Here is a 16,987-nt window from a genome sequence, read left to right as displayed (position 1 = left end):
AGATAGATGAGTATGAGGACGAGGATGTTGCGCAGCCTCCCCTTGACGCTATTTCCCATAGCCCGCCTGCCTCCTCATGTTCGCCGACAGCACCGCGATCCCCGCGAAAACGGGGATGATCTCCAATCTTCCCAGCAGCATGCCGATACTGGCTACACATAGTTCGACAGGGCCCGAATCGCAATCGATGAAGCCGCTGCCAACACCAGTATTGCCCAGGCACGAGGCGAAGTCGAACGCCGCCTCCTGCATGCTCGCGCCGCATAGCGAGAAGATGAAGCATCCCACCATGAATATCATGACATAGGTGACGATGTACACCTCCGCGTCGCGGATCTCCTTCTCGGTGCAGATCGTGCGCTTGCCGAACCTATCAATCCTGTGGCAATACACCTGGTCCGATCCTCCGAAGCGTTCCTGGAAATTCCAGAACAGTCCTTTCATGGCGATGATGAAGCGATAGAGTTTTATGCCGCCTGCGGTCGAGCCCGCCATGGCTCCGATAAACATGAGCGCTATGAGGATGAGGATGATGCTCGAGTCCAGGTCGGAGAAGCTGGGTATGGTCTGATATCCGCATGAGCTCAGCACGGAGATGACTTGGAACAAGGCCAGCCTCAATCCGTGGAGGAACGTCATCTGGTCCGATTGGCAGAACAACAAGGCTATCGCGACCGTGGAGAGTACGATTACGCCGAACATGGCGCGTGTCTCGATGTGCGTGAGAACGGATCTGAAGCGCCTCCTCAGCAGGAGGAAGAGCAGAAGGAAGTTCGTACAGCCGAGTAACATCAAGACGATGGTGATTGCTTCGACCGCGATGCTGTCGTAAAAGGCTATGCTAAAAGAATGCGTCGAGAAACCGCCTGTCGATATGGCGCTCAAGGCCGTGGTCACTGCATCGAACGGATCCATGCCCGTCAAGATATAGGCGAGGATGCCGATCAGGGCGATGGCGGTGTATATGCACAATATCGCCCGGGCGGTGGCGACGGTGCCCGGAAGTAGACGGTCGGTATGCGCTTCGGTGTTGTACACCTTCAGGTTCCTGTTGTTGGCCACGACGCTCGTCAGGACGAGCACCAGCCCTACGCCTCCGATGTATTGCATGAGGCTTCGATGCAGTAGGAGGATGTGCGGATACCCATCGGGATCGATCAGGGTCAGGCCCGTTGTGGTAAGGCCGCTAGTGGATTCGAACAGAGCTTGGATGGGCCCGAGCCTGCCCGCCAGTACGAAGGGCGCAGAATAGGCGATGATGCCGATGACCCAGATGAGGAACGTGCAAGCGGCAGCTTCCTTATCCGTAAGCTGATAGGTGCGAGCCCGCTTGTCGGCTCGAGTGAAGCGCAGCAGATACGCCAGCACCATCACGATGAGCGAGGGAGCGATGAAATAGGGCGCGTAGCGGACTTCCTGGGGGTTCCAGATCAGGACGATGAGGGGGACCATCTCGAAGGCGCCGATGATGATGGCTGATGCACTTACATAGTTGGCGATAGCTTGCACGGAAGAGGAAGGACCGTCGTATCGATCGCCTCGCGGGGGTAGCCCGTCTTGCATGGCTACAACCTTCCTATGCGTCGCCAGAAGTTCGTACCTTCCTTGTCCGGAGAGCCTCCTCTGGAGCTTTCCTCGGACAGCTCCCGGCCCGAATGGTCGAATCGATCGCGGATGGGATCGGTATCTTCGAGACTCTCCTGGATGGCCCGCACCATCGTCGAGGCGCTGCTTATGGGCGCGGTTATGCCGAGCCGTTCGAAGGCCTCGACGTTTTCAGGATTGCCGACCGTGCAGACCTGCCGGTCGATGCCGAAGCAGTGCTTCGCGAGCTGGCATATGGTGAAGTTGTCCGCGTCGATGCTCGTCAGCGCGACCACCACGTCGAACCCTGCGATGTCGGCTGATTCAAGTGCCCTGTACGAGGTCCCATCGGAGCAGATCACGCGGATACCGTGCCTGCTCGCAAGGTATCCGCAATACGAACGGTCGCTGTTCACCGCGACGATCCTGTTATGCCCGCCTTTTTTCACGAAAGATTCGATAAGGTAGTCGGCTCGGGAGCGTCCCCCGACGATAAGGATATCCACGTTATTCATCTCCTTGCGAACCAAGACCCATGAGCGAATAGACGACACGCGAACAGACGAGATGCGGGCAGATCACGCTGACGCCGAGGTCTTCGAGCATCTGCGCGAGCGCATGGCTCTCAATGCGTGCGAACACGCGCTCGACGCCGAAGATCTCGCTCGAGAGCTCGGCGATCAGGAAGTTCGTCGTGTCTGATCCCGTTGCTGCGATAACGTATCTCGCTTGTTGGATACCGGCCTCGCGGAGGACGGAAGGATGGCTCCCGTCTCCGGAAAAGGTCTCCCCGTCGTAATCTTGGTCGAGCTGGTCGAAGGAAGCTTCCTTCATGTCGACGACGACAACGGCGAAACGCTGCCGGGAGATGGCGCTTGCCAGCGTGGAACCGAGGAACCCGCAGCCGATGACGATGACCCGCTCTTTCCCAAACATATTGAGCCCCTTTCCTGCAAAAAGACGAGTATAGGAAAGCAGGTATAAAAATCGTATAAAACTTATCCGATCGCCTCGCAGGCTGCTGCATATGGATCAGGTACGTATGCGAAGCGACCATGTCGGCTGGGAAGGCGGCGGATGACCTGCGGCAACTTCACCTTCCCGATTTACGCTGCAGCCTAGACACGGCCACCCTCCCGAGAAAGGTGAGAAGCGAGAGCGCCAGGACTACGCTGACCGCCCTCTTGACTCCCTTCTCGATTTCCGGAAGCGTGGCGGGGCGCGTTTCCCCGCCTGCTTCCGCCACCCCGCTTCCGCCCTCCACGGCGGGCTCCCAGTTCCCTATGTCGCGGGAGCAGTAGACGAGATATCTGCTGGCGTTGGGGCCGTACGGATGGCAGGTCAGGAGGGTCACCATGTCCCGCCCCGGCTGTATGAGGATCGACTCTGTGTCGCCGGGTTCGACTACCTTGAATGATTCCACCCGGTATTCCAGCGTGTCCCAAGGGGTAGCGATGGTCACAGCATCGCCGGTTTCCAGCTCCTCGATGTCACGGAACATGGCAGCACCCGACCAGCCCCTGTGCGCTGCGATCACGCAGTTGGAGTTCAGTTCCCCCAACGGAACCGAGGTTCCGGCGACGATGGTCGCCCCCTGCGCCATGTGCTCGTAGGTGGAGCCGAAATAAAGAGGGAGATCGCAGCAGATGGAGGGAACCGAGAGATAGCCGACGAGCCCGTCGGGGGCGCCCAAGTTGGAGAACGTCTCCCCGGCGCCCGAATACGCGAACGGATCGTTCGGCCGCTGCCCCTCTCCTGCCAGGATGCGGTTGTATGCCTCGCAGGCGGAAAACAGCTCGGAATACGCCGCTGCCTCATCGGACAGACGGGATCCACCCGACGCCAGCTCGCCCGCTACGGCGTCGATCTCGTCAATCTTCTTGTCAAACCTATGCTGGGAGACGGCGCCTTCCATGTCGGGCAAGTAGATGAGGACCAGCCCGATGGCGAGTGCGACGGTCATCAGGGCCATCGCGAAGCCACGTTTGCGGGTCCTTCCCCCAGCATCGGTAGAACGCATCACCACATGCTACCTCCTCGGGCATCTGACGTCACGGGCATTCCGTGCGCGCCTGCGAAGCAGGAGCGCTGTCACGGCGACGAGCACGGCGACTGTGAAAAGAATCGCGACAGTCGGCCACGGGGAAACGCCTTCCGCCGTCCCTTCGAGAGCGGGAGATCCGCCTTGGTCCCACCCGTCGGGCAGCTCGCAGCGGCTGGCGTGGACGAGGAGACGGTGGCTGTTCACGCCATAGGGGGTGCAGGTCGCGAGAGTGACCTTGTCCGCTCCCGGAACAATCGCGAGGGAGTCGGTGTCTTCGGGAAGGACGACCTCGACGGCGTCGACACGGTAGCCGTGCTCTTCGCCAAGCACCTCTATCGCAAAATAGTCGCCCTCTTCCAAGCGACCGATCTCGTCGAATATCTTCACGGACGGCAACCCGGTGTGGCCGGCCAGCACGCAGTGCGACGAGGCGCCCCCGATTGGCAGGGACGTTGACGGGAGGTGCCCGACGCCGTGCTCGAGCACCTTGTCGCCCACGCCGTGGTATATGGGGAGGGTTATGTCGATCTTGGGAGCCCTGATGACGGCCATGACGCCATCGCCGGTTACGTTCAGGGTGGAGTCGTACTCGGCCTCTCCGACCGTGATCCTGTCGGGATCGAACGGGTCGGTCACGGTGACCTTCCCCGCCAGCAGGTTCTCGTTGTACCCGTACGCCTGCCGCCGCATGGCCTCGAGCTCCGTTGTGTCGACCGCACGTTCCGCTTCGACGTGCTCCTTGGCGACCTGCCCCTGTGCCACATGGATGATGGCGTTGCTGACCACCGGGTAGCTCAAGCAGGCGACGCCGAGGAGAAGGAACGCCGTGGCGCATGCTATGGCTATCTTCCGCTTCATCTTCCCCTCGCACTTGGGGGCACCCTGGACGGGTGCCCCCTCATGGCTTCATTGTTTATTCGGCAGATTCCTTAGGCAGACTGCCGAAATGACTGAGCACTACAGCTGTTCGTTCTTCTTGCGCGCGAGGCGGCAGATGACGAACAGGGAGCCGCCCACCAGCGCCACACCCGCGAGCGTGAGCGCCAGAGTCCCGGCACCACCGGTTACGGGCAGCTTGGGCTGGTCGGGGTCGACGACGTTCTCGGCAGCGACGAGGTAGTTGTTCTCGGTCACGTCCGTGGTGGCCGGGTTGTCGGCCGTCGCAGTGGTCGAGCTCAACGTGAAGGTCTGGTCGGGAGCTTTCAGATGCCCCGCGGGCACCGTGGTCTCCTTGGCGGTATAGGTGCCGGCAGCCAAGTCCTCGAACCAAACGTAGCCATTGGCGTCGGAGGTGGAAGCGAGCACGGTGCCGTTGTCCAGGGTGATGGTGAATGTTGCGTTCGCAAGCGGCTCACCAGCTGCATCTACCTTCTTGAACACGTAGCCGTAGGTCTGGACGGTGGTGGTGCTGTCGGGCGTGACGGTCGTGTTGCTGTAGGGATTGGGGTTGAAGGTGACCTCCGCAGTGTTGCCGGTGACATCGGTCGCGCTGTGAGAAAACGCATCGGAAGTGAGCGTGGCGTTGTAGGTCACCGTGATGCTCTCGCCGGGATGGGCGAGGATGTAATCCTTTTCGAAGGTGATGGTGTAGCCGTCGGTCGTCGATGTAAGGGTATAGCCCGCCGTATCAGCGCTGGCAACGGCGATCGAAGCGGTGTCGATCTTGAGGCCGGCGGTAGGCTTGTCGCCGATGACGAACGTCGCGTTGAGCGAATCAGCGGGATAGTTCGGGATGACGGTCTCGACCTTGAAGGGGACGACGTCGCCCACGCTGTAGGCGTCGGTCTTCGGCTCGTAGTTGGCACCGACGGTCTTGATCACGGTGACGTCGGTCTTCTTCACGTCGAGGGTTTGGTCGTCAGCGGGGGCGTATGTCCCGGCTGCGGCCTTGGGGCTCACGTCGACGACCATGTTCTGGTAGACGCGGGTCTCGCCGCTGGTCGAGGTGACGCGCACCAGGTAGTAGCCGCTGCCGAGGGTCAGGGTGGCGCTTGTACCGGACGCGGTTGCGGAGGCTGTCGCCGAACCGGTCGCAATCGCGTTGGCGATGGCGGCCGCCGCGTTCTGCATATCGGTCCCCTGCGTGAACGAGTTCCCGTCGCTGGCGATGGCGGTGAGGCCGTCCACCGTGTTGTATGGGGCGGGCACGTTCGTGGCGAACGTATAGCTCAGGTTGTTGGTGGCATCGATGTCGGCATCGGCGATCAAGTAAGCGCTCACCATGTCGCCGTCGAGCAGGCCGGTGATGGTCACTTCGCTATCGGCAACATCCGTTGCACTCGTGGGCGTTGCGAATGCGGCCACGGGCGTCATGGCGAATGCCAGTGCGAGGGGCAGCAGGGCCGATAGAACCTTCCTGATTCCCTGTGATGATTTCTTTTTCATGATCTTGTCTTTCTTCTTGCTTCCCTCATCAGGAGTTTATGGTGTATTCAAGTCAAAACGAGCGAAGGAATCCTCCTTTCACGGGTCAATGGACAGAATGTGTTCCTCCTTTTCTACGATTGGCTACCCGGAGAATCGCAGACAGGGCCAGCATGGAGGCCCCGAGGATGACGAGCAACGTGACCCCTGCGGTACCGGATACGGGCAAGGGGGGGGGATCTTCCGGTTCTCGATGGTGATTTTTGCGAGTATTTCGTCTTCCACGGTGACCTCGGCCTCCTGCCCACCCGTCTGGGTGAGGTAGGCTCGCCCATCGTCGGCGATTCGGAGCCTCAGCGCGCCATCGAGGATGTGGTAACCGGCAACCGTGCTCGTTTCCTGAATCCAGTACGTGCCGGGCTTGAGCCCGAAAAAGGCTGCCTTGCCGCTCGCATCCGTGATGATGTCGCCCGTGAGTTTTTCCGTGAGGGCAGCATCTTTGAAGACATCTGCCGACGGGTCTTTGCCAGCATCGAACTTCCCGTCGCCATCATCGGCATACAAGGCGAATCCCACTCCCGGAAGCGGTGTCTTGTCATCGGCATCCACCTTCAAGATGGAGAGGGCAAGCTCGTTGATCCAGCTCAGAGTCACATCGGCATTGACCGTGCGTCCGGAAACAGGAATCATGCCGTTTGTCGCGTCCTCGGGCTGGTATTCCACCTTAAGGCGGAAGTTGCGGGTAGCCTCCACATCGGAGACGACGGAGCAACTGGGCAGCTTGAATGAGCCGCTTATCATTCCGTCTACCACGGTATAGGTGCTTGAAGCATATGAGGGATCGTCAGGAATGGTCACCTCGTTGCCATCCGTATCGATCTCAACCCAAGAAATGGTTAGCGTTCCATTAAGTTGGTCGTAGGCCCCGTTAAACAAGTCGAATGAATCGAAGGTGGCATGATCCGCCAAATCGAACGTGGTCCCAACGCGTCCGGAATTGCTTCTCCCGGTAGCGGACATGGGGAGCAGGGGAACGTTCGCAGAGGGTTCCTGGGTAAAGTCTGCCCTGAAATCGCGAGTGGCCTGCGTCTGCGTGTTCGTATGGCTCCAGTTGATGGAAGGGGTTCCCTCATTGGTGAGGACATTGTTCGAGCCAAGGTAATCTTCTTTTGCCCTTACGTCGATCCTAACATCTGCCGCACCCGTACCCGTCAAGCGCCCGAAGTCGCAGGATACCCCTGTCGTGCCATCACCGTGCACCGTGACGGTTATCTCGTCAGGGTTGGGATCTCCCTTTCCAACCGCCGTTCCGCCCTGCGGAGTCCAGGTGCTCGTTACCGTCGTTCCATCGACCGAGGTCCACGTGGCAGTGACGCCCGTCACCTGGAACTCGTCGGTCACGGTATCGGAGAGCACGACATCATCCACAACACCGAACGTCGTCGTGCCAGTGATGTGCGACGACCTCTCGTAGATGCTCACGAATTGATTGTAGAGCGCATCTTCGGAAGTGCAGATCGAATAAGCCGGGTTGTCGGGGTCGTTGTAGGACGTGTAGTAGGGGTTATGCGCTTTGATGAGATCCTGGTTATCGGTGCGGTCGAGCCACGAGTATAACGGGCGACCGTTCAACGCCACCTCCGTGGTGCCGGTATCCGTGCGAATGCCGTAGAGATAGTCGATGTTGTTCCAGTTCGTATTGCCGTCATCGAGCGGCGCCTTGTAGCCATGATCGGAGTCGATGTTCTCCGTGGGGCCTCCGATAGCGATGACGGTCTTGGTCACGTTGTCCAGGTTGATAGGAACGCCCTCTGCGTCCTCCCATGTCGAAAGCTCCGTGGGAAGGCCGTTTATGGCGTTCTTGAGCGATTCCGTGGTCCAGTGGACATGCTCACACTCCCCGAAGACATCCCAACCAGCGAGCGCATCGGCCATGCCATCCATGTCTGTCGTGAAGTACCCTCCTGACGAGACGATCGAATAGGCGTTCTTAACGTGTTGGGTGTTGGTGATAGCGATAGCGGCGTTGCTGCCCTGCGACTCCAGGTAATCCGTGAAGCGTATGAGCGCTTTCTTGATGTCGTAGAGGTAGGCCATCTCGTCTACCGCTGTAAGGATGCTGCCTTTGGCAGTGTTACCGCCTGACTGCGTGATGGCGTGAAGTTCGTCGAACATCTGCCACGGGTTGGGGATCATGAAGACGTACACGGCGGGCTGCGTCGCGACGGGATCGGTTTCGGCGTGCAGGTCGATGGTGTAGGTGCGGTCCTCGTTATCGTCGCCCAGGTCGGGACCCGCCGTCTTGACCAGATTGCTGAAGTAATCGTCATCGTGGGTGACGCCGGCCTCGGACTGAGTGTATGTGCCCATCCGCTCTACCGTGCTTTGAAGTTGGTGGTGGAAGGGCGACAAGCTGTCCTTCGGCCACTGGATATTGGCATCACCGTAGTCGCCTGCGATCCCTTTGTGCGGCTCGTACATGTCCCAGATAAAGCGGTTCAAGCGCATCTGGGCTTCCTCTTCCGTAGGCGCTGAGGCAAGGTAGGCGCAAAAACTCGCCGCATCCTTAAAGGGAACACGCGAGTCGGCGGCCACCTTGTCGTAGTAGAGGTCATTGAACCAGTCCGTGCCCTTTTGGGTGATCTTGCCGTTCCCGTTAGTATCATCGCGGATGACCCAAGTGATGTTGCTCAAATCCAGACGATCACGCAAGAGGTCGATGGTCCTGGAAGTCGTATTGCCATTCCCGTCAGTTACCGTGAGGGTGACGCTGTAGGCATTGAAGGCCCCAGGATCGCCCTTAGGGTCGAGGGCGACGCTCACTTCGCCCGTGCCGGGGGAATTGCCGGCAAGCGACCCCGATCCGCTCATCGCATCGGCAGGGGCTCCGGGCAGCGCCGGGCCCCATTGCGCGGAGAGCGCGCTGGTGATATCCTCGCCTCCATCATTCGGAACCATATGCCCTGTGACGTTCAGCTCGAATGTGTAGCTCGTGGTTGCCGCATCATAATTTACGAGGCCATAGCGTACAGCAAGGACGTCCTCATCGTATGTGGCAGCAAAGCCCGAGAGCCGCGTTCCCGCATCCGTTGCACTCATGCAGGCAAGCCCCTTATGCGCGGCAGAAATCTCGAAAGGCAGGGAGACCTGCGCATCGACAGGAGTCTTGCCATCGACATAGGAAACCGCCGCTTCGAAATCCGTGTCCGTGGACAAGAGGTCTTCGGGAATCGTGATGCTGAACACGACCGTAGCAACTCCGCCGTTCTTGTTGACCTTGCCCAAGGTCTGAGCTGCCAACTGGTCCGCGATGACAGATGACAGGGTCGCATCGGGAACGGCAGGCGTGGCGGTGATCTCGCCTGCTCCGATATTCTTGTTACCGTTGTTGATGACGGTCAGCGTGAAAGCCGCCGTATCCCCAGCGACATAGGACGCGAAATCTGATTCCAGCCTCACCTTGAGGCTGTCAGTGAGATCGGCCTCATTAGCCTGCCCGGAACCCGTGGCAAAAAGTGATGGAGACGAGGGCCTTTCAAGGCTCGTATCGTCGCCCTGCCCGTCATTGGCTACGGCAGAATCATCACCAGGGGAGCTCGCCCCCGAATCCGGGGCACCTGCGTCCCCCGCTTTTCCGTCGTCGGTGGCCGTTGCCTCAGCAGGACCTTCCGTACCTTGGGTGCTCGTCACGTTCCCGTCGCCTGCTGCCAGCGCAAGCGGGCATGGCCACGCAGCCGAGACGACGAGCAAGAACGCGAGCAGTACGCTTAAGAAACCGTTCCGTCTGCTGCGCGCCGCACCTACATATTTCTTGCAGCTTGTGTCCACGTCCCCAATCCCCTGATTTTCTAAACACGATATGCAGCTCAGTTCCTTTATAAAAAAACTGCCGTTTCCCTTCGTCTTGTCCTCGTTCCAAACATGTGACATCATTCGTTAGCGCCCCCGGCAAGACGTTCGCTGTCGGATACGGCGTTGGGGGTACTGCACATCAGCTGGGCGAGCGTGAACTCGCCCCAAGAGTAGTCGGACATGTAAGCTCCCCTGAACGAGTCGGCGCACTTGTCTTCATCTGACAGGAAGTCGAAAAGGTCGCACCTGATCCTTTCGGGGACGATGCGCCGTTAGCCCTTCGGGGAAGAGTCCACTATGTATTCGATGCCGTAAACCGATAGCTCGTCGACGAGCCTCATCATCGTCTTCCGCAAGCGGGCCCTCGTAACCTTGTTCACAGGTTCGTTCTCCCATAGCGCGGCGATGATGTCGGCGGCGGATGCGAACGCCCCCCGCCTGTCGACCAGAAAGGCCAGTAGCTCCTTGGCCTTGGCGCTGCGGAAGGGGATGGGGCGACCGTCCACGCGGACGTCGAAATAACCGAACGTGGTCACCCGGACATCGTGCCAGATTCGCCCACCCGTCCTGAGAACGCAGTCGGTTGCCCGCTGCACCATCCCCTTCAGCTCTTCCGTTTCGAAAACAATCGCGACGGAGATGGTCCCTCCTTGCCGGAAGTAGACGCTTGCGGATACGCCGCTTATTCCACCAAGCCTCCGCCCTTGCCCGACCACTTCCTCCTCGATGAGATCTTGCCCGTCGATCAAGGGCTTCAGCTTCTGCTTGACATGGTGCAATACCCCTTCGTCGGCCGACATCGGCAAGCCGGCCGATGGGTTCGCTCCGAATGCTCCGAGCGACGCGATGGGCAAGGCGCGGAAGAGGATGTTTGCGAAGTCGAGCGAGACCGTTTCGCCGACGCACGTCACGCCGACGATGGGCTGCGCGACGTGCTCTGCCATCTTGGCGCATGCGTCCACGCATCGGGACCCAGGGTCACCCCCCATGACGACCGCGCATGCCCACATGCGGCCGTAGAAGTCGCGTGCCGACTTCAAGGAGTCCGTGATACCGACGGTCTTCCCATCCTTCTTCCTGATTCTGTACCCGATGGTACGAGAGCAGGGGTGATCGGAGAGGCTTTTGAGAGCATCCGCGTACACCTCGCGGTCGCTCTCGCAAATCACAAGCTTATAATCATCATCGAACAGGGTCTCCATCTCGCTGCGCGAGTAGCCTGTCATGGCGCACAAGGCATCGTTGGACCGGGCGATGCGAATGGGCTCGGAGAGCTGGCATGTGTATATGCCGACCGGCACGTTGTTGAGAACAGCCCCGAGCCTCTTGTTCTCCACCGAGAGACTTTGGATCGCATCTTTCAACTCCTTCTCGGCGGCTTTCGCCTCGGTCATGTCCTCGATGAGGCACACAATGGTCGCGGGAAATCGTCCGTGCGCCTTTGCGGTGATTCTCGTCCATATATAGCCGCCATCTTCCCTGCGCAGGCGGCACTCCGCCGTAGGCGTTCCCGCGGTCTTATCGGGGCCGCTGCGACTCCTGACGAATGAGGAGAACTTGTCAGCGTCACCTCCATGCAGGCAGTTCTTGAAGAGGCCCCCCGTCTCGAGCAGGAAGGCATCGAAGCTGTTGTAACCAAGGAGATCGAGGAACGACGGATTGGCGTGAAGGCAGGGGAGGTGCTTTTCAGAGGAGAGTACGACGAGATTCCCCGGCATACGCTCGTCGATCAGGGCGTGGAACTCGGAATCGTGCAAGTCGCTGGTTCCAATCGGCATCTCCGTCTTTTCGTCGCATGCGCTGCTGCGCATGTCTCCGCGAATACTGCTGTCCATGGTCTGCTTTCACTCGGCTGCATACAGAATTCATCGGAATCCTATCTCCTGAAACGTGCCGAGGCGTCGCTTGCATGTTCCAAATGCGTTCCTTCTGCCATGCCGAGCGCGAACTCCCGCGCATCTCTCTTCAACGGCTGCTGCGGCACGATGCGCGGACTCTCGTCTTTCGCGACTTGCGGCTTTGCTTGCCGAGACGCGGCGGTTGCCTTTGGATCGAGGTTTCACCCCCTTCTCGTTCGGCGGTTCGGTGTTCGTCTCGTCTTCGCCCCTTCAGCTGAGGCGTTGCCGAACATGTCCAACGAGATTGCTGGAAAGCTCCCGACCGTAAATCGATATCGTCCTAGGTCGGCGCTGGGGGCGTCGAATGCATCCGACTGAGATTGCCGTGCGCTTCAGCCTTTACTCCCATTCCATATCCGCTATCAGGCTGCCTTCCTTCTCGAGCTCGCCGCGTGGCGCGTCGCCGGCGATGCCGGCGAACAGGTCGCTTAGCAGTTCGATCTTCGCTATGAGGCGCTCATCCATGTCCGAGCAGTCGCGCAGGCGAGAGGGCTCGCTGTAGAAGGCGCGCATCTCGTCGCGCAGCGCCTTGTAGGTGCGCATGTCGGGGACGATGGTGAACTCGTCGTCCTCCAGCCGTTTCATGCTGTACTCCTTCTGGCCGAACATGTGGAAATACGCCTCAAAAACGTCTCACGGGTATCACCCACGTACTTCGCGACCAGATAGCTAGATGGCCCATACGGGAACGGCCTCGACGTTAGGCACCAGCAGGTACGGTTCCTGCGTCTGACAGATGACATGGCCGAATCCAACCTCGTAGTCGGTCATGCCCTCAAGACAGGAGAGGTTCTTCACGGCGTCCTTCTTGATCGTCGCGCCGGTCTTTATCTCAACGGGATGAAGCACGCGGCCATCCTGGATGACCAGGTCGATCTTTCGTTTTTTAGAATCGCGGTAGAACCACACGCCGCGAAGGCTCCTCCCCGCGTTCATATAGCTCTTAAGCACCTCCGAGACGACGAACGTCTCGAAGACGTGGCCCGCAACAGCGCCGTTGCGCAGCTGCTCCGGTGTGTTCCATCTGGTGAGATGGCAGACCAAGCCCGTGTCCATGAAGTATATCTTGGGGGTCTTGGTAAGCTGTTTTCCCGTGTTCGGCCAGAAGGGGTATAGGGGGCGGACGATACCGGAGGCCTGAAGGATGGAGGTCCAAGCCTGCATCGTCTTGTAGTCCACGTCGATGTCATTTGCGATGGACGATACGTTGTAGAGCTGACCCGACCTAGCGGCCGAAGCGATCATGAAGTTGTAGAACTTCCTCTCGTCCCTCAGGTTGACCAAGGAGCGTACGTCTCGTTCCAGGTAAGCCCGGACATAGCTCGACCAGAAGCGGTCCCAGGGCATGTCGGTGGCGATAAGCTCCGGCATGGAGCCTCGTTGGATGGTCGCCCACAGATCGAAGCCATCGGGCACGGCGATGTCATCTTTCTTCAACTTCGCGGGAACGTAACGTCTCGGCCCTCTGGGCAGGCCCACTATCTCCCGCAGAGAAAGCCCCGATATTTCCAATATCCCGATACGGCCCGCGAGCGATTCGCTCACTCCCCTCATGAGTTCGTATGTTTGCGAGCCGATAAGCACGATTCGGCCCTTCTCCTGCGACTGATCCACAATCCATTTGGTTGCCTGGAACAGGGAGGGAACACGCTGCACCTCGTCGATGATGAGGGGCAGGTCGTTCATTTGGAAGAAGAGAGCCGAGTCGGACAAGGCCTGGTCGTAGTCGGAAGGGTTCTCCATCGACACATAGGAGAAGCGGCCTGCCAAGTGTTCTTGCAGCACCGTCGTTTTCCCAACCTGGCGCACGCCCGTAACCAATACGACCTTGAACTGATGGAGCATTTCGTCGACGGTCTGCTCGATTTCCCTGGCGATATACACGATGCCTCCCAACACAACGTCAGGAGGCGTTATCTCAGGTAAACGCTTTTGAGTCAAAATTAGGAGTCTCACTCCTAATTTTCGCTATTCCCACTCAACTGTTGCAGCTGTCCGTTTGACCTTATCTGATCCCATCTCGTGTCCCATCATCCACCTCGTGCCACCTCGTCCGAATCATTCCCGAATCAATCGTTGATTCGAGTGGAGAAGAATAATTGCACCTTTGCTGGGAAAACGTGCTTTTCGGACTTTGTTATTCCCCGAAACCCCGGCGGGAGTAATAGCGGGGGGCTTAAAAATCGGCCTCATAATTCGAATCAGCGTCGAACAGACGTGTTCATCACCAAGTCGAACTCCTACCTGCTGTCCGGCGAGCTCATGACCAACCTCACGAGCCGCTACGTAGAGATAGGGCTGTTCACCCTGTCGTTTTCCGAGTACCTAGAGATGCGCGCACACCTCGGCAAGCCGCAAGCCCCCGAGGCCCAGCTCTTCCGCAACTTCCTGCGCTACGGCGGCTTCTCCAAGGCCCTGGAGTTCGACGACGCCCAGGCCAAGGCACGCTACATCGAGCTCCTCGTGAAGGCGAAGCCGCTCCACCGATGCGACCGCTTCGACATGAAGTCGAAGCGGTCCTTGCAGGGCGGCGAGAAGTACCACCTCGCCGACACGGTCATCTACTTCGCCCGCAACGTGAACTCCACCATGGACTACGGACCCCTACTCGAGAACACGGTCTACACGTACCTGAGGTCCAGGGACTACCGCGTGAACGTCGTGCAGATAGGCAAGCTGGAGGTCGACTCCATCGCACGCAGAGCCGACGAGGGGTACGCCTACATACAGGTGTCCCTGTCGGTTGCGGAAAAGGCCGCCGAGAAGCGAGAGTACCGGCCGTTTTCGCTGGTACGCGACAACTACCCTCAGTACCTCCTTACGCTCGACCCGCTGCCGCTGGAGCGCGACGGCGCTACGCACCAAAACCTCGTCGAGCTCATGGCATCAGGCAGCGAGCTGTAGGGACGTTCTGAGGGTGAGCGCGTCTGGTGACTTCCAAAAAACCTATTTCTTATATCCGCAGTCACAGTACGGGCCACCCAAAGCCAAAGTATATTCCCGCACAAATCGGTTGCCGCCCGCTTCTGCCATAGCATAGTCAAGGCTGCACATTGCGGGAACAAGGTCATAGAGGCCCAGCTCTTTCATCAAAGTACAGATGCCACACTTGGTAAATCGTGCTTCGTATCCACTTCCGCCCGGATAAAGGTAGAGGTCCATATTCCATGAGTACGGATTCCTGTCGGCAGCCTTGAGACGAGCTGTCTCTTGCATGGAGTGGATTTCCTTATCTGAAAACTTGCTCTTGCCGCTCATGTGACAAAACCAACGCGTCAGTCGGTTCATCATCGCTTTTTCGTAGAATTCCGTCAGCGTTTCCACGTCGGGCCGTTTCGGCATGTTCAGGATAACCGCAGCAAGCATGGCGCAGCTTACAATATTTACTTTGAAACGGTCTGCCCTTTCAAATTCCGGCAAGCCTGCAATGAGCTCCCGATACTTCGGCTTTGCGTCATGTATGACCGCTTTCGCGGCTACGGCATCAAGCCCAAGAACCGTAACCATGCCCCCCTCAAATGAGCCACGGTATAGCAGCCACATGCCCTGCGGCAACCCCATATATTTCATACGCTCACCCCGCCATCAGAACGGCATCTCCCCATCGCCCATGAGAGGCGCGACCTCGTTTTACCATTTTGGATGAGCCTGCCCAGTTATCCCAATCAGTATCTGTTGCTTGATGAAGGCCATTGTTCGATATGGGCAGTGCTACCGCGAAAAAACGTTTTCGAAAAAAGTTAGAATCCTTTCCTTGCTGTCCTCGATGCAGGCAAGACAGTCATCTGGATGGTCTGCCCAGGATCGCATGAGCCTTTTCATTTTCTTCCCGGTTTTGCCGGTAAGCGTCATATCCCCACCCATATTGTGGCAGCCCCTTTCATAGATATGGGATTCCACATGATGGGAATATCCGGCGACCCGAAGCCGTTCTACCATGCGAGGCACAGCCTCATCAGAGGGCCAGCAGTCATCGTCTTTGGAAGCAAGCAGTAATAGGTCGGCATGCATGTTTTCTACCTCGATCGCCGAGACCGGATCGATGCCGTTCTTATCGTAGCCATAGCGCATCATCCGTGAGATACCGTACTCCTTATCCCTCAGAATGTGAAACAGCAGCTTTGGCAGGCTCGCATCCAGCAGCTTCCACCTCGTATACGGAAGCGGCTCGCCATGCCATGTGTAGGATGAATGACCGGTCCTGCGGAAGGAATTGGTATTCCCCTCCATAACGTGATCGAACGGGGATGCCGCCGCAACGGCAGAGATGTCCGGAATCCGTGCCGCAGCTGCCAAAGCATAGGATGCTCCCTGCGAAAGCCCCGTGATACCGATCCGCAGGTTCGGATTGCCGGTGTATGACCTGACCCAGGAGATCGCTTTCTCAACATAATCCAAGGGAATCTCGTCAATGACATCCCCTAACGTCCCCCACATGTAATAGCCGATGCACAGCACGCTGTATCCCGCTTCAAACAGGAATTTACTGCAGGAGATCACGTTTCCTTTCGGCGCTCCCGAGCCTGCCGTGCGCAGAATCACTACATCGGGATACTTTGTCCCCTCATGATACAGCCCGTAAAAGCCGTCCCTTTCCAAGGTAAGTTCGATATCCATATTCACTCGCTTCGCCTAGATACCGTAATATGACCATATTATATATGTCAGGTACGGCTGAGCCACCTGCCAGGTCTGCCGGGGAGACCATCGAGGAATCCCGTGTTCGGGTGATGTGTCCGGTCACCCTCCCTTTGTCGATTGGCTTCGGGGCTCTCAGCAATACGCATAACCCAAACCAGCTGAATACAGGGTGGAGTCGCTCAACGCGCAGACCAGCCTGTTCTACGCGCACGTATTCCCCTCCGTCGGATGAGTGGTAATCCCCTCTTCGGCATGGGGGGATGACGTCCGCACGAATAACCGGGGCTTCGTGCTCGCATGCGCCAAGGACGAGATGGGCCGCTCTCCCGGCGTCCTGTTGCAGAGCTCGTAGTTGCGGATGGCGGAGTCTGTCTGCCCGCAGGCGGCGGCGAGCTGCCTCTGCGTCATCCTGCGCATCTTCCTGTACTTCTTTATGAGCTCCCCGGTCTTCAACTTCCCCTCCATGGCGGCTTCGGCGCGGACCATCTTGGACCGCGTGGAAACTATAGCACGAAATTGAACGGTATGTATTGACCGTTCGGAAGTGAACGATTACCATGCAATTGCAAAACCGTTCAATAACGAACGCTAGGAGGAAACATGG

Annotated in this window: 14 protein-coding genes; 1 reads left to right on the top strand and 13 read right to left on the bottom strand. The window is 58.5% G+C overall.

Annotated features, from left to right (window positions below; translation table 11 throughout):
- Window positions 1-48: 48 nt before the first annotated feature.
- From NOV21_RS04080 to NOV21_RS04035, 10 genes are all read right to left on the bottom strand, one after another.
- The gene (locus NOV21_RS04080) at window positions 49-1,563 is read right to left on the bottom strand and encodes a TrkH family potassium uptake protein (protein ID WP_283171552.1); all 1,515 of its coding nucleotides are present in this window, start codon (window positions 1,561-1,563) and stop codon (window positions 49-51) included.
- A 2-nt stretch (window positions 1,564-1,565) separates the two neighbouring features.
- The gene (locus NOV21_RS04075) at window positions 1,566-2,090 is read right to left on the bottom strand and encodes a potassium channel family protein (protein WP_283171551.1); all 525 of its coding nucleotides are present in this window, start codon (window positions 2,088-2,090) and stop codon (window positions 1,566-1,568) included.
- 1 nt (window position 2,091) lies between these two features.
- Window positions 2,092-2,520, bottom strand: a complete 429-nt coding sequence (locus NOV21_RS04070; protein ID WP_283171550.1) for a potassium channel family protein — start codon at window positions 2,518-2,520, stop codon at window positions 2,092-2,094.
- Between the two features lie 157 nt (window positions 2,521-2,677).
- On the bottom strand, window positions 2,678-3,604 hold the full coding sequence (locus NOV21_RS04065) for a class C sortase (RefSeq protein ID WP_283171567.1): 927 nt from the start codon (window positions 3,602-3,604) through the stop codon (window positions 2,678-2,680).
- Between the two features lie 9 nt (window positions 3,605-3,613).
- Complete coding sequence (locus NOV21_RS04060; protein WP_283171549.1) at window positions 3,614-4,486, bottom strand: class C sortase; 873 nt, start codon at window positions 4,484-4,486, stop codon at window positions 3,614-3,616.
- A gap of 99 nt (window positions 4,487-4,585) precedes the next feature.
- Entirely contained in the window at window positions 4,586-6,013 is a 1,428-nt protein-coding gene (locus NOV21_RS04055) for an isopeptide-forming domain-containing fimbrial protein (protein ID WP_283171548.1), read from the bottom strand.
- A 123-nt stretch (window positions 6,014-6,136) separates the two neighbouring features.
- Entirely contained in the window at window positions 6,137-9,451 is a 3,315-nt protein-coding gene (locus NOV21_RS04050) for a SpaA isopeptide-forming pilin-related protein (RefSeq protein WP_283171547.1), read from the bottom strand.
- 665 nt (window positions 9,452-10,116) lie between these two features.
- Window positions 10,117-11,679 carry a PAS domain-containing protein gene (locus tag NOV21_RS04045; RefSeq protein WP_283171546.1) on the bottom strand — a complete coding sequence of 521 codons (1,563 nt, stop codon included), beginning with the start codon at window positions 11,677-11,679 and terminating at the stop codon, window positions 10,117-10,119.
- A gap of 402 nt (window positions 11,680-12,081) precedes the next feature.
- Window positions 12,082-12,327 carry a hypothetical protein gene (locus tag NOV21_RS04040; protein WP_283171545.1) on the bottom strand — a complete coding sequence of 82 codons (246 nt, stop codon included), beginning with the start codon at window positions 12,325-12,327 and terminating at the stop codon, window positions 12,082-12,084.
- An 84-nt stretch (window positions 12,328-12,411) separates the two neighbouring features.
- On the bottom strand, window positions 12,412-13,626 hold the full coding sequence (locus tag NOV21_RS04035; RefSeq protein WP_283171544.1) for an ATP-binding protein: 1,215 nt from the start codon (window positions 13,624-13,626) through the stop codon (window positions 12,412-12,414).
- A gap of 138 nt (window positions 13,627-13,764) precedes the next feature.
- Between NOV21_RS04035 and NOV21_RS04030 the strand changes: the two genes are divergently transcribed.
- A complete protein-coding gene (locus NOV21_RS04030; RefSeq protein WP_346428549.1) occupies window positions 13,765-14,646 on the top strand; it encodes an AAA family ATPase in 882 nt (293 codons plus the stop codon).
- Window positions 14,647-14,688: 42 nt separating this feature from the next.
- Here the strand turns inward: NOV21_RS04030 and NOV21_RS04025 are convergent, their stop codons facing one another.
- The 3 genes from NOV21_RS04025 to NOV21_RS04015 form a co-directional block, all read right to left on the bottom strand.
- The gene (locus tag NOV21_RS04025) at window positions 14,689-15,249 is read right to left on the bottom strand and encodes an L-2-amino-thiazoline-4-carboxylic acid hydrolase (protein WP_283171767.1); all 561 of its coding nucleotides are present in this window, start codon (window positions 15,247-15,249) and stop codon (window positions 14,689-14,691) included.
- A gap of 204 nt (window positions 15,250-15,453) precedes the next feature.
- Window positions 15,454-16,359, bottom strand: a complete 906-nt coding sequence (locus tag NOV21_RS04020) for an acyl-CoA thioester hydrolase/BAAT C-terminal domain-containing protein (protein WP_283171541.1) — start codon at window positions 16,357-16,359, stop codon at window positions 15,454-15,456.
- Between the two features lie 225 nt (window positions 16,360-16,584).
- Window positions 16,585-16,836 (bottom strand): helix-turn-helix domain-containing protein, encoded by a 252-nt coding sequence (locus NOV21_RS04015; protein ID WP_283171766.1) that lies wholly within the window; start codon window positions 16,834-16,836, stop codon window positions 16,585-16,587.
- Between the last annotated feature and the right edge of the window lie 151 nt (window positions 16,837-16,987).

This window comes from Curtanaerobium respiraculi (assembly GCF_024609215.1).
Classification (GTDB): Bacteria; Actinomycetota; Coriobacteriia; order Coriobacteriales; family Eggerthellaceae; genus Curtanaerobium; species Curtanaerobium respiraculi.
Note: the sequence above shows the minus strand (reverse complement) of the source record. Positions and strands in the feature narration are given on the sequence as shown.

Coding starts and splice junctions, on each gene's coding strand:
- NOV21_RS04020 (WP_283171541.1), bottom strand. CDS start 16,359: ATGGATATCGAACTTACCTTGGAAAGGGACGGCTTTTACGGGCTGTAT.
- NOV21_RS04065 (WP_283171567.1), bottom strand. CDS start 3,604: ATGCGTTCTACCGATGCTGGGGGAAGGACCCGCAAACGTGGCTTCGCG.
- NOV21_RS04080 (WP_283171552.1), bottom strand. CDS start 1,563: ATGCAAGACGGGCTACCCCCGCGAGGCGATCGATACGACGGTCCTTCC.
- NOV21_RS04040 (WP_283171545.1), bottom strand. CDS start 12,327: ATGAAACGGCTGGAGGACGACGAGTTCACCATCGTCCCCGACATGCGC.
- NOV21_RS04045 (WP_283171546.1), bottom strand. CDS start 11,679: ATGGACAGCAGTATTCGCGGAGACATGCGCAGCAGCGCATGCGACGAA.
- NOV21_RS04025 (WP_283171767.1), bottom strand. CDS start 15,249: ATGGTTACGGTTCTTGGGCTTGATGCCGTAGCCGCGAAAGCGGTCATA.
- NOV21_RS04070 (WP_283171550.1), bottom strand. CDS start 2,520: ATGTTTGGGAAAGAGCGGGTCATCGTCATCGGCTGCGGGTTCCTCGGT.
- NOV21_RS04055 (WP_283171548.1), bottom strand. CDS start 6,013: ATGAAAAAGAAATCATCACAGGGAATCAGGAAGGTTCTATCGGCCCTG.
- NOV21_RS04060 (WP_283171549.1), bottom strand. CDS start 4,486: ATGAAGCGGAAGATAGCCATAGCATGCGCCACGGCGTTCCTTCTCCTC.